This window comes from Kaistia nematophila (assembly GCF_026343855.1).
GTDB lineage: Bacteria > Pseudomonadota > Alphaproteobacteria > Rhizobiales > Kaistiaceae > Kaistia > Kaistia nematophila.
This window is the reverse complement of record NZ_JAPKNK010000001.1, coordinates 174998-187757: the sequence shown is the minus strand read 5'-3', so window position 1 is coordinate 187757 and position 12760 is coordinate 174998. Positions and strand designations below refer to the sequence as shown.

12 protein-coding genes and 1 tRNA gene are annotated in these 12760 nt (G+C 68.4%); 6 read left to right on the top strand and 7 right to left on the bottom strand.

From position 1 onward, the window contains the following. Positions 1-43: 43 nt before the first annotated feature. The gene (locus OSH07_RS00865; RefSeq protein WP_266336717.1) at positions 44-1072 is read right to left on the bottom strand and encodes a glycosyltransferase family 9 protein; all 1029 of its coding nucleotides are present in this window, start codon (positions 1070-1072) and stop codon (positions 44-46) included. A gap of 244 nt (positions 1073-1316) precedes the next feature. Between OSH07_RS00865 and OSH07_RS00860 the strand changes: the two genes are divergently transcribed. From OSH07_RS00860 to OSH07_RS00835, 6 genes are all read left to right on the top strand, one after another. Beyond that, on the top strand, positions 1317-2318 hold the full coding sequence (locus OSH07_RS00860) for an adenosine kinase (RefSeq protein ID WP_266336716.1): 1002 nt from the start codon (positions 1317-1319) through the stop codon (positions 2316-2318). Between the two features lie 287 nt (positions 2319-2605). Continuing rightward, a tRNA-Leu gene (locus OSH07_RS00855) sits at positions 2606-2690 on the top strand. Positions 2691-3079: 389 nt separating this feature from the next. Continuing rightward, positions 3080-4105 (top strand): AraC family transcriptional regulator, encoded by a 1026-nt coding sequence (locus OSH07_RS00850; RefSeq protein ID WP_266336715.1) that lies wholly within the window; start codon positions 3080-3082, stop codon positions 4103-4105. 68 nt (positions 4106-4173) lie between these two features. Then, positions 4174-5649 (top strand): arylsulfatase B, encoded by a 1476-nt coding sequence (locus OSH07_RS00845; RefSeq protein ID WP_266336714.1) that lies wholly within the window; start codon positions 4174-4176, stop codon positions 5647-5649. 124 nt (positions 5650-5773) lie between these two features. Next, positions 5774-5974 (top strand): DUF2934 domain-containing protein, encoded by a 201-nt coding sequence (locus tag OSH07_RS00840; protein WP_266336713.1) that lies wholly within the window; start codon positions 5774-5776, stop codon positions 5972-5974. A 31-nt stretch (positions 5975-6005) separates the two neighbouring features. Then, positions 6006-6428 carry a hypothetical protein gene (locus OSH07_RS00835; RefSeq protein WP_266336712.1) on the top strand — a complete coding sequence of 141 codons (423 nt, stop codon included), beginning with the start codon at positions 6006-6008 and terminating at the stop codon, positions 6426-6428. Positions 6429-6440: 12 nt separating this feature from the next. Here OSH07_RS00835 and OSH07_RS00830 read toward each other — a convergent pair whose 3' ends face one another. From OSH07_RS00830 to OSH07_RS00805, 6 genes are all read right to left on the bottom strand, one after another. Then, the gene (locus OSH07_RS00830) at positions 6441-6782 is read right to left on the bottom strand and encodes a YciI family protein (protein WP_266336711.1); all 342 of its coding nucleotides are present in this window, start codon (positions 6780-6782) and stop codon (positions 6441-6443) included. 332 nt (positions 6783-7114) lie between these two features. After that, positions 7115-7663 (bottom strand): GNAT family N-acetyltransferase, encoded by a 549-nt coding sequence (locus tag OSH07_RS00825; RefSeq protein ID WP_266336710.1) that lies wholly within the window; start codon positions 7661-7663, stop codon positions 7115-7117. A gap of 78 nt (positions 7664-7741) precedes the next feature. Beyond that, complete coding sequence (locus OSH07_RS00820) at positions 7742-9310, bottom strand: glycosyltransferase (protein WP_266336709.1); 1569 nt, start codon at positions 9308-9310, stop codon at positions 7742-7744. Beyond that, on the bottom strand, positions 9307-10488 hold the full coding sequence (locus tag OSH07_RS00815) for a glycosyltransferase family 4 protein (protein ID WP_266336708.1): 1182 nt from the start codon (positions 10486-10488) through the stop codon (positions 9307-9309). The genes OSH07_RS00820 and OSH07_RS00815 overlap by 4 nt, the downstream gene beginning before the upstream one ends. Continuing rightward, the gene (locus OSH07_RS00810; RefSeq protein WP_266336707.1) at positions 10485-11423 is read right to left on the bottom strand and encodes a glycosyltransferase family 2 protein; all 939 of its coding nucleotides are present in this window, start codon (positions 11421-11423) and stop codon (positions 10485-10487) included. The genes OSH07_RS00815 and OSH07_RS00810 overlap by 4 nt, the downstream gene beginning before the upstream one ends. Before the next feature lie 184 nt (positions 11424-11607). Beyond that, the gene (locus tag OSH07_RS00805) at positions 11608-12633 is read right to left on the bottom strand and encodes an aldo/keto reductase (protein WP_266336706.1); all 1026 of its coding nucleotides are present in this window, start codon (positions 12631-12633) and stop codon (positions 11608-11610) included. Positions 12634-12760 lie beyond the last annotated feature (127 nt).

The following is a 12760-nucleotide window of genomic DNA, read 5'->3' as shown; positions in this document are numbered from 1 at the left end:
GACGCTGGCAGATAGGATGCGGGCCACGAAGCCGCAAGGCAACTCAGCCGGCGGGGCGGACGCCCAGTTCGCGGGCGAAGTCGAGCGTCGCCGCGACGACCGGCGCGAGCGGGATGTCGGTCATCGCCTCGCCGCCGAAATCCTGCGCCGAGACGATGCGCGAGGCGGGCGCGTTCGGCGCCCAGCGCTCGGCCTTCGTCGGACCGAACAGGCTGACCACCGGCACGCCGGCCGCGCCGAACAGATGGCCGAGGCCGCAGTCATTCGCCACCAGCAGCTTCAGCGACGGCGCCAGCGCCAGCGGCGCGTCGAGTTTTCCACGCGGCGCATCGATCTTCATCGCCGTCATGTCGACGACGTCGACATCGGGCGCCGTCTCGGCAAGCACCGGCAGCGCCGCCCGCTCGTCCGGGCCGGCGAGCAGCACCGGCCGGTAGCCCTGCTGGCGAAGTTCGCGTGCCAGGGCGACGAAGCGCTCGAGCGGCCAATTCTTCCACGTCTTGTTGCTGCCGAAGGCGAAGCCGATCCACGACTCTACAGGCGGCAGCAGCGTCGCCGCCACGGCTTCCGCCCCGGCGCTGGCGGCGATCCGGCCGCTGGCGTCGACATTCCCCAAAGCCTGACGGGCCAGGCCGAGCGCCCGCTCGCCGATGTGCTTCGGCCGGCGCCGGTCCCACCAGGGCGCGCCGACGCGGCGGTTCAGCCCGGGCAGGCAGGCGTAATATTCGTCGTAGCGGAGCACCAGCCGGGCCGCGAGCACGCTGGCGACGCGGGTTCGAGTGTCGAACACGGCGCTGAAGGGCGGCAGCGTCTTCAGCGTGCGCATGCCCTGCAGGAGCGGCTCGGTGAAATCAAGCTCCGCCATCACCCTGGCGATCCCGCCCTCGACATAGGGCAGCACGGCGGTCTGCATGGCGGTGTCGTGCGCCGAGATCCACCAGATCTCGCGGTCGGGCCTCGCATGACGGATGGCGCGCAGAAGCGGCAGCTTCAGGATGACGTCGCCCAGCCCCTCGCGCTCGACGATCACCGCGATGGGGCGGCTCGCCTGGTCTCCGACGGTCTGGTTCATCCTGCGACTCATTTCTGTAGGCGAAGGTGCCGCGACACCTGGCATGCGGGCCGACCGAACGGTCGGCGGGCGTCTCTGTGCTGCCTATTTGTGTCGCTCTCGCGACATCGGCGCGGCGCCATGCAAAAAGCGCGGTTCCGCCGGGCGGCCTCGGTGGTTGCACGGCGAACGACCGGCTGTATAGTCCGGCTCCGTCACCCCTTTCCGCCGGCCGACCGGCCGCTTGCCCTATCAGGAAATTCTCATGACGGAAGCCCGCTACGACGTTCTCGGGATCGGTAACGCGATCGTCGACATTCTGGCGCGGGCGGAGGACGATTTCCTGGTCGAGCAGCAACTGGTCAAGGGCTCGATGCGGCTGGTCGACATGACCGAGTCGAAGCGGCTCTACGACGCCATGGGCCCGGCGATCGAGGCATCCGGCGGTTCGGCCGGCAATACGGTTGCCGGCGTCGCCTCGCTCGGCGGCAAGACCGCCTTCGTCGGCAAGGTCGCCGATGACGAGCTCGGCGCCATCTACGGCCATGACATGCGCTCGATCGGCGCCACCTTCGACGTGGCGCCGCTGGTCGGCGGCGCCCCCACGGCGCGCTGCATGATCTTCGTCACGCCGGACGGCGAGCGGACGATGAATACCTATCTCGGCGCCTGCCACGCGCTGACGCCGGACGACATCGACCCGGTGCTGTTCGCCGATACCAAGATCACCTATTTCGAGGGCTTCCTCTGGGACGCGCCGACGGCGCGCGACGCCTTCTTCAAGGCGGCCGACATCGCCCACAAGGCCGGTCGCCAGGTGTCGCTGACGCTTTCCGACGCCTTCTGCGTCGATCGCTTCCGCGGCGACTTCATGCGCCTGCTGCGCGACGGCACGATCGACATCCTGTTCGCCAACGAGGTCGAGCTGAAGTCGTTCTACGAGACGTCGAGCTTCAACACGGCGCTGAAGGCGCTGCGCCAGGATTGCCGCATCGCCACCGTCACGGTCGGCGCCGAAGGCTCCTATGTCGTGACCCAGGACGGCATCGAGCACGTGCCGGCGACGACGGTCGAGAACGTCATCGACACCACCGGCGCCGGCGACCTCTATGCGTCGGGTTTCCTCTACGCCGTCGCCAAGGGCCTCGATCTGAAGACGGCGGCGGCCCTCGGCTCGCTCGCGGCCGGCGAGGTGATCAACCATATGGGGCCGCGCCCCTCGACCTCGCTGGTCGATCTGGCGCGGCAATCCGGCTACGCCGTCTGAGGCCACGTTCCAGCGCGGCCGACAGCGATCCGCGCCCGGAAGGCGTGGATCCATCCACCCGAAGCCTTTCATCGATCCCGCCGCGGATGATGGAAGGCTTTCGCATTTTCGGGGATCTAGACACGCCGCCAGAGGTCCGCGCGCAGGGGATGGCGAGCGGAAGCAGATGCCTTCCGGGGCGGATCGGCTTAGGCGGCTCGGAGTTTTCCCCAGCCCCGAATAATCCCGGACGATCGCATCGTGTCGTGATTGACAAGGCAACGGGGTCCCCTTATTCATCCGTCCGCGCCCAGATGGCGGAATTGGTAGACGCGCACGGTTCAGGTCCGTGTGACGAAAGTCGTGGAGGTTCGAGTCCTCTTCTGGGCACCAATTTCCGCAAAAGCCCCGCACTCCGGACCGGATGCGGGGCTTTTGCTTTTTGGCATCCCCCCAGGTCCACCTTCCGATCATCGCCGAAGCCGAGAGATGGCCTTGCTGCCGACTGCAGCGAGCTCGACGGCCGACGCACGCAAAACGGATATCATTTCCGGTTTGCTCCCCTCCGCCCCGACTGCCGGTGCCTCACGGGAGGGACAGGCTGCGCCTGACGAGTCGCGCGCCCTATTGACCGCCGATGCGCGCGTGCCATCCTCGGAGAGGGCGAGGCGAAGTCGGCTCGACCTTCGATTTTTTGATGAGGGCTGTCGACGAAGACAGCGTAAGCATTTCCGGGGGAGTCGCGACCCCACAGTCGATTGCGGGTGCTGGTGGGTCGAGAGATGTGGGACAGAAGTCCGGTCAAGCTTTCCCTGCTGCACATGGTGCCGGCCGTCGCGGCGAAGTCGGACATTCTCGTCCCGGATCTACTGGGGCGCGCTGGATTGGCGGCCGACGCACTTTCAATGCGCGGCGCCGTGGCGACGCGAAGTCAGATTTGCACGCTGCTGAACATCTTCGCCCGGAGGTCCGGCGAGGCAACGCTCGGTCTTGATCTTGCAGCGGCGGCCGACCCCCTCCAGCTCGGGTTGAGCGGGCAAGCGTTGATCGGCGGCAGGACTATCCGTGAATGCCTGGCCGCGCATGCGCGCCAGATGCCGACACTCCAAGGCGGCGTCGAGCTCTCGCTCGCGGTCTCGGAGGGAAGGGCGTATTGGCGCCATTCGCTTCTAAACAGCGACGCGCTCCATGCGAGCGTGCTCAACGAGGGGATCGCCGCATTCGTTGTTTCGGCGCTTCGCTCCCTCGCCGGCACATCCCTCGACCTGCACATCGCACTGCCGCACCGGGCACGGGCCCCCATTCGGAGCTACGAAGACAAGCTGGCAGCTGACGTCTCGTTCGGCGCGGGCGCAGGAATCACGATCAGCTTCAGCGCCACATGGCTGGATCAGCCGAGCCACCTCTTCGCGACCACCATCCCGGAAGCGGCGGATCAATCCGCATTCGACACCTTGCCCATGTGGCAAGATGACAGGCAACTCGAAGCGGCCCTCGCCCGCATCTTCGCGAGCGCCGCGCTGGTCGGCGCGCTGTCGCTGGTCGATGCCGCCCGCAGCCTCGGTATCTCCCCACGTAGCCTGCAGCGGCGGTTGGCATCGTGCGGAACATCCTTCGAGGAACAGACAGAGGTCTGGCGCCGGAACCTGGCCCAACAATTTCTGGCTGCCTCCGGCATGGAGATTGGCGCCATCGCCAGGGCCCTGGGCTACAGCGACCCATCGCATTTCATCCGGGCTTTCCGGCGTTGGCATGGAGTCACGCCGCTTGCCTATCGACGGTCCGCTTTGGCGCGAAATGGCAATTGAGCCACGCGGGGCCTTCCATTACGGCAAGAAGCAGAACCTCTCACGGCCTCGCGCGCTTTCGGTGACCCATGCCCCACTCATCCAATCCCGAAACCAAGGACGCCGCCGGCCCCAGTCGGCGGACAGTTCTGGCTGGCGGCGCGGGCTTCGCAGCCGCCATCGCCGGCCTGTCGCTCCTGGCCCGGCAGGCCCATGCTGCTCCCCAGCCCCGGCCTCACGTCGTTTATATCCTGGCGGATGACCTCGGCTTTGCCGATGTCGGCTTCCGCGGATCGGACATCCACACTCCGCATCTGGATCGGCTCGCCGCCGAGGGGGCCACGCTTTCGCAGCTCTACACCCAACCCCTCTGCACACCGACCCGGGCCGCGCTGATGACCGGCCGGTATCCCCTGCGCTACGGCCTGCAGACGGGCGTCATCCCGTCGGGAGGCGACTATGGGCTCGCGACCGACGAGTATCTGTTGCCGCAGGCCCTCCAGCAGGCCGGGTACAAGACAGCGCTGGTCGGCAAATGGCATCTAGGCCATGCCGACCGGAAATACTGGCCCCGCCAGCGCGGATTCGATTTCTTCTACGGGCCGCTCGTTGGAGAAATCGACCACTTCAAACATGAAGCGCATGGCGTGACCGACTGGTATCGCGACAACGACCTGCTCGTCGAGGACGGCTACGACACAGAGCTGTTTGGCGCCGAAGCCGTGCGCCGGATAGGGACGCACGATCCATCTACGCCTCTGTTCCTCTATCTCGCCTTCACGGCCCCCCACACGCCCTATCAAGCGCCGCAGCGCTATCTCGACCTCTACCCGCGCATCGAGGACCCGTCACGGCGGGCCTATGCGGCCATGATCACCGCGATGGACGAACAGATCGGCAAGGTGATCGAGGCACTGGAAGCGCGTGGCATGCGCGAAGACACGCTCCTGATTTTCCATTCGGACAATGGCGGAACACGGTCGAGGATGTTCGTTGGGGAAGGGGCCGTTTCGGGTGAATTGCCGCCCAGCAATGCGCCGCTGCGCGATGGCAAGGGGACGCTCTATGAAGGCGGGACCCGCGTCGTCGGTCTGGCCAACTGGCCGAAGCGCATCCCCGCTGGCCAGGTTGACGCCGTCATTCACGTCGTCGATATGCTGCCGACGCTCGGGGCGCTCGCCGGGGCAGACCTGTCGCGATCCAAGGCTCTGGACGGGAACAACGTCCTGCCCGCGCTGCTTGAAGGCCAGGACGGTCGAACCGGCCTCGTCTACAACATAGAGCCTACCCAAGGCGCCGTTCGACGCGGCTCCTGGAAGTTGATCTGGCATGCCGTCCTGCCTCCCAAGATCGAACTCTTCGATCTCGCGGCGGATCCTGGCGAAACGCGTGATGTGTCAGCGGCTCATCCAGAACTCGTTGCAGAGCTGCAGACCGAAGTCGTGAAACTCGCGCAAAGCATGGCACCCCCGCTGTTCTACGGGACCGCCCTGAAGGCGACGCTCTCCGCCCCGCTCGCAACACCGAGTGCTGCGCTCTATGATCTTGGCTCGCAGGACGACTGAACACAGGGGGCGGAGCCGGCTCTTCCTCGCCGGAGCCGGCCCGGCCATAGGGCGGCGGGAACCCTCGCGCCTGCGCCGAATTGATCTTCCGGGTCTCGGAAGAGGCGCAGCGTGGGAGGACGACATGGCCCAGTTTACCGAACAGCAGATCGCCGACGAGGCGCACCGGCTCTGGCTCGAAGAGGGCAGCCCCGAGGGCCGCGCCGCCAGCCACTGGCAGCAGGCAATCGAAATCCTGAAGGCCCGCGAGCCGCTGCCGCCGAAGAGCCAGAGCGAGATCGCCGGCGACAAGATGCCGCCGGAACAGATCGCCTCCGAACTCTGAGGGGATCGCCGCGAACCGAGGGATGGCCGCCATGGCGATGCCGCCCGATCCCCGCACCCGCGCCTTCGCCCGCGTCATCGGGCCGTTCGTGGCGATCGTCTCCGTCATCGCCGTCTTTCGCATGCCCGAGATCACCGCGACGGCCTTCCTCGACGCCTTCTTCCAGAACCCGGTCCTGGTCTGGATCGCCGGCGCGACACTGGTCCTGTTCGGCATCCTGATCCTCGCGCAGCACCCGGTCTGGTCCTCGGCACCGGCCGTCGGGATCTCGCTTTTCGGCTGGATCCTGCTCGCGCGCGGCATCGCGCTTCTGACGGTGCCGCAGGCCTATGAGCGCATCGTGCTGACGCTGGCGAATGTGACAGGGCTCCGGATCGGCGCCGGCCTGCTGGCGATCATCGGAATCTGGCTCGCCTCCGTCGGCTGGCGGACGCCGCCGGCCAGCCGGCCCTGACGACGCCGCGCCTCAGTTGAAGGCGCGCACCTCGACCGGCGCCCGGCAAGCAATGGCGGCCTTGCGGCCCCAGGCGAGCGCCTCGTCCAGATTGGCGGCCTCCAGCACCCAGAATCCGGCGACATGCTCGCGGGTCGCGAGATGCGGCCCCTCCGCCGCGCGCACCGCGCCATCCGGCCCGGCCCGCAGCGCCATGGCGCGGCGCACCGGCTCCAGCCCGCCGACGAAGATCCGCACGCCCGCCGCCACCATCTCTTCGTTGAGGACGTCGATGGCGCGATGCATCGCCTCGTCCTCGGCAGTGGCGGGATCGTAGTCATCGGGGTGATGGATGGCGACCCAATATCGTGTCATGACGTCTCCTGTCGTGCTCCGGGCCGGCCCGATACCTGCCCCCAAGCTGACGACGAACGCCGGCGCCGGAATTCGACAAAGAGCCGGATGATTTTCCGCGTCCGCCTTGCCCGAAGGTCGGCAACCATCCGCACCAGCGCCCGGATTGCAGATGGGGCCTCGCCATTCCTCCGGGATGTAGCCGAGGCGGCGGCCTGCTCGAACCCGCTGGCATGGAAGCTACCGGCACCCACGTCATCGACCTGTTTCCACCAGCACCGGGTCAATCCGGCTGTGCCGATCGGGGACGTCGCCGGCGCCGTCAAGGAGTTGATCGCAAACCGAGGATCCGGCTACGGCGGCGAGAGCCCGGCACCGGCCCGCTGCCGCAGCACGTCCGCCGAAGCCCATTGATACCGGAATAGCTCGACCGGAGGGTCCCCGCGCATGAACCGTTCAACGGGGGCTCCCCCGAGCCGTTCATACAGGGCGCGCGCCGGTTCGTTGGCCCGGTACACCAAGAGATGCACCGGAGCAGCCCTCACATCCGAGCCCAGGCCGGAAACGCCTTCGACCAGCAGGCGTCTCGCGATGCCCTGCCGTTGATGGCTGGAAGCGACGTAGAGATTGTGAAGATAGCTTCCCCAGGCGTCGTTGGGCTCGAGGACGAAGCAGATGAAGCCAACCACCTGGCGAGCGTCGCTCTCCGCCACCAGGATCGACAGACGCTCGCGGTCGGCGCCGGGCGCGAGCCGCGCGCTCCACAGGACGCGCTTTTGAGCAGGCATTTCCTCGCGCAGATATCCCGCAGGAAGAATATGGGCATAGGCTCGCCATTGCTCCTCGACGTGCAGCGCGATGATCGGCTCCAGGTCTGACGCACGCGCATTCCGGTACAGCATCGCCCCTCCCAGCCTTCTCCGCCTGCTCCGGCGACGGTATCGGCAGCGAGGCGCGATCGCCAGCAGCGCGCACGGCCCTCAGCCCTCGGCGTGGCGGATCTGGATCTGCGGCAGGCCGATGATCTCGATGTCGAACCGGCGCGCCAGGGCGGCGAAGGCTTCCGTCTCGATCAGCCGGCGATAGGGCTGGTCGGGAAAGGTGATCCCGGCACGATGGATGGCGGCATCGACCAGCAGCATGGTGCCGCCGACGGAATCGAGCCGAACCCGGCGGAGATGGCGGAGATCGTGCTGGTAGAGCCGCAGATGGCCGACCGGCGGCTGGTAGAGCCCGTCCCGCACATGCTTGATCCATTGGTCGTCGCGCGGCTCGGCCAGGGCGATCCAGGCGTTCAGGTCGAAGCTCGGCCCGCCCGGCTGCCGGACGCAATCGGGATGCACGACGCGCGCCCGCTCGGCCAGCATGCGACAGAGAATGTCGGGCGGAAAATCGACGATGTCCGCATCGATCCAGAGCACCCAGTCCTCATCGACCAGCGCTGCGTCGAGCAGGCGGTTGCGAGCCTGGGCGATGCGGCTCCGCCGCACCCGCTGATGACGCAGGTTCCAGCGCGGACCGCTGTCGGGGGCCGCGAAATCCTGCTCGACCAGCAGGGTCCGGCGGAAGCGCCGCTGCGAGCGGGCGAGGAAGGCGCGCAGTCGCTCGAGGCTGTCATCGATCGAATTGCCGATGAGGAAGGCGATCGACAGCTTCTCGGCCGGATAGTCCAGCGCCTCGATATGGGCGAAGAGCGCGTCGAGCGTGGCGGCGGCGTTGCGGACGGGAATGGCGACCAGCACCGTGCCGTCGGCCGGCGCCTGCCTGGCGAGCGCGGCGCGGTCGACCGCCGCCTCGCGTACCGAAGCGGGCTCGGCGCCGCGCTCGCGCCAGCGGAGCCTCGCCTTGCGAAACGCCGTCTTCAAACGCACCGGCAGACGCAGCGTCTCGTCCGCGCCGACCCAGGTGTGCAGCCAGTGATGCTGCGCCAGCGCGGGGCGGGCGGGATCGATATCCGTGCAGTCGCGGCCGGCCTTGTCACGCGGCGAGAACATGTAGCCGGGCAGGACCTCGGGGCGGATCTCCGCATTCGCCGCCTCGACCGCGCCGGTCAGCAGGAAGGGCCCGGTCGAATCGAGCGGATCGAGCGCGTGGCGGCATTCGATCGCGAGATCGATCACCGCGTTCCAGAAGGGATGCCCGGCCGGCGACAGCATGACGGCATTGGAGACGACGTGCGAAAACTGCCGCACCGCGACCACCGTCTCGGCGAGATGGCTGCGCGGCTCCTCGGCAAAGACCGGGCGGTCGGCCCCGAGCCATTCATCGAACGGCCGCAGCGCTTCGGCATCGAGATCGGCGTAGACGCCGCCATGGCTCCTGAGCACGAGGTAGCGGCCGAGATCGGCGCGCTGGATCGGCCTGGCATAGCCGAAATAGAGCTCGGCGAGATGCGGATAGTCCGTCTCGACCAGCCGCGCCAGGTCGTCATCGGTCCAGAGGCGGATCTCCCAGCCCGGATGCAGCTTCGGCCAGCTGGCGACGAAGGCCTGCATCGCCTGGGGAATGTCGCGGTCGCGCCAGGTCTGGTGGATGATTTTCGGGATCACGGGTTCGGCACGGCTCCAGGGGCGGCAAGCGCTCGAAGCGCGCCAAGGACGGCCCGCTCGATCGGCTCGGGACCGAAGCGCTGCCAGGCGGCGGCGTGCGCCCGACTGCGCAAGGCGGCGCGCCGGCCCTCATCGCGCCAGAGGCTTTCAATGGTATCGGCGAACACCCGGTCGCTCTCGGCGAGCAGCAGATCCTCTCCGTCCGCAAGCCCGAGCCCTTCGGCCGCGAGCCGGGTCGCCACCACCGGCAGGCCCCACGCCATCGCCTCGACGATCTTGAAGCGCGTGCCGCCGCCACTGGTGAGTGGCACGACGGCGATATGGGCGCTGGCGAGCAGCGGCGCCAGTTCGTCCGGATCCGCCACGATGCGCACGCCCGCAGCGGCGAGGCGACGGACGCGGCGCGCCGGGTGACGGCCGGCGAGCGTCAGCCTGGCCTCCGGCAGGCGCAGGCGCAGCCTTGGCAGGATCCTGCGCGCCAGCCGCCCGCAGGCGGCGATGTTCGGCTTGTAGCCGAGATGACCGATGAAGAGCAGTTCCGGCCCCGGCGGCGGCGGCACCGCGCCAAGCGCGACCGGCGCCGTCTCCGGGCGCGGCAGGCCGTTCGGTACGACGATGGCCTCGCCGAGGCCGCGCGCCGCGAGCCGCCCGGCATCGTCGGCGGAGCAGCACCAGACCTGGTCCACCCTGGCGATGGCGGCGGCCTCGATCTCGGCGATCGCCCGGCTGTCGCGCCGGCGCTTCGTTCCGAACCAGTCGCGCCGCAGCGGGATCTGCGCGGCGAGATGCGATTCGACATTGTGCAGGTCGAGCACGAGACGGGCGCCGCTTTCCCCCGCCAGCCGCAGGAACGGGTGAAGGCCGAGATGCTCGACGACGACGGTGTCGGGCCTGAAATCGGCCAGCATCGCCGCGAAGGCGGAAAGCATGGGCGGTTCGATGTGGAGGTCGATCGAACTAAGGCCGGCGACCGGCCGATAAAGCGAGGCGGCGGCGCCGCCGAGATGACGCACCTCGATCCCGGCCGGACTAGCGCTTCCCTCCGGCGCGGCCAGCACGGAGACGAAGCGGACCGGGCCGAGCTTCGCCGCGGCCGACGCGTTCTGCCAGTTGCGCAGGTCCGCGCCGGTGATCGCCGGAAAGGCCGGATGCGCGGCCAGGAACAGGATGCGCCTCACTGGGCCGCCCTGTCGCGAGGCCGGGTCCGCAGCGCCAACTTCAGGCGGATGCGCAGCCACCGATAGGTGTCGGCCGCCGTCTTCGGCGTCCGCCAGGCCACGCCGAGGAAATGATGCGCCAGCGCCGTCTCGCCGCGGGCGAGATGCACGCGCGCCACCTTGATCGCCATGAAGGCCTCGCGCCGACGCAGCGCGCGGCGGCGGATGCCGCGCGCCTCGAGGCTCGAGAGGCAGCGGCGCCAGGCCTGGAAGCGCTCGCGCGAATCCACCGCCAGCCGGTCGTCGGCGCGCGTCAGGCTGACATTGTAGGTCATCACCACGGCATCGACGGCGGCGATCCGGCATTTGGCGAGCAGCGCCGCCCAGAACAGCGTGTCCTCGTCATAGGCGAGGTTGCCGTGGAAGCGCAGGCCCTGCAGCGCCGCGCGGGCGATCAGCGCGCTGCCGACGACGATGACCACCGCCCGGCCGGCGAGATAGCTCTCGGCAGAAAGTCCCTGCAGCAGCGGCGCGAACGGCTCCGGCTCGCGCCCGGCCCGCCGACAATGATAGCCGCCGAGGATCAGGTCCGGGGCGTCGGCTGCCTGGCCGGCCGCGACCAGCGCCCGCAGGCCGCCCTCGTGGTGCACGTCGTCGGCGTCGAGGAAATAGATCCAGCGGCCGCTTGCGCGCGCCAGCGCCCGGTTGCGCGCCTCGCCGGCATCGCGGCAGTTGCTGGAAAGCACAACCAGGGGAAGATCAATATCGGCGGCGCAATTTCCGGCGATGGTAGCGGTATCGTCGTCGGAATCATCGTCTACGACGATCACTTCATGAATAACCGCCCGCTCGCCCGCCAGCGATCGCAACGTCAATCCAATCGTCTTGGCCGCATTCCGCGCCGGAATGACCACGCTGACGGTTTCGGGCTGCGAGCCCTGCGTGGAACGCGACACGACGGCACCTGCCAAGAATAGCTGCGGCAAAGGAAAAGGATCAGTCTGGATATTATCCAAACCGCGCGCGGCTGAAAATAGGCGATCCCGCCCGACGCCGGGTAACACCCCGAAGATCGGCGGAGACGGCAGGGCGGTGGCGGCAAAGGGACGGCGGCGACTTGGCGCCGCCGCCCCTCGCGGCTCAGGCCGGCGTCGGCGCGTCGGCGCGCAGCAGACCGGCGGTCTTCAGGTCCGACCAGAGCGAGGCCGGCACGGCGCGATCGAAGGCGGCGCGGTTGCGTTTCGTCTCCTCGGCCGCGACCGAGCCCATCACCAGCGAAGCGACGGCCGGATGACCGAGCGGGAATTTCAGCGCCGCGTCGGCAAGCGTCACGCCATGCGCCTCGCAGATCCTCTGGATCGCCGCGACCCGCTCGAGGATCTCCGGCGGCGCGTCGCGGTAATTGTACTTGGCGCCCTTGACCGGGCCGGTGGCGAGGATGCCGGAATTGAACACACCACCCAGCATCATGCCGATGCCCTTTTCCTCGGCCAGAGGCAGGAAGCTGTCGAGCGCCGGCTGTTCGAGCAGCGAATAGCGGCCGGCAAGCAGCATGGCGTCGAAATCGCCGGCGCGGGCGAAGCGCTCGCACATGTCGGCTTCGTTGAGGCCGACGCCGATCGCGTCGATCACCTTCTCGGCGCGCAGTTTCTCCAGCGCCTTGTAGGCCCCCTCCATCGCCGCCTTGAAGTGGCCGTCGACCGCCGCCGCGCCGTGCGAATAGACGTCGACGTCGTGGATCAGCACGATCTCGATGCGGTCGGTGCCGAGGCGGATCAGCGACTGCTCGAGCGAGCGCATGGCGCCGTCATAGGAATAATCGAGCCGGGCGGGATGCGGCAGGCCGCCGGCGAAGTTCGGCGGCTGGGTGTTGCCATCGGCCGGCTGGTGCAGCGGATCCATCCAGCGGCCGACCTTGGTCGAGAGCACGAAGGACTTGCGGGGCACGCCGCGCAGCGCGGTGCCGATGCGGTGCTCGGCGAGGCCGTGCCCGTAGAAGGGCGAGGTATCGAACAGGTTGACGCCGGCCTCGACCGCCGCCGTGACGGCGCCGCGGGCGGTGGCGTCGTCCAGCCGGTGATAGAGGTCGCCGAGCGGGGCGGAGCCGAAACCAAGGACCGTGACCGGAATCCCCGTGCGTCCAAGCGGGCGCGTCTCAAGTGCCATGACGTTCATTCCTTTGCGTTTCCAAGATCGCGGAGCCGTCATGGCAAGACCCGCGACCGCGCCGTTCCGGCCGTCGGTCACGCCCGCAACATCGCTGGATGCGGCCCCGTCCTCGCCCGCAGGTTCG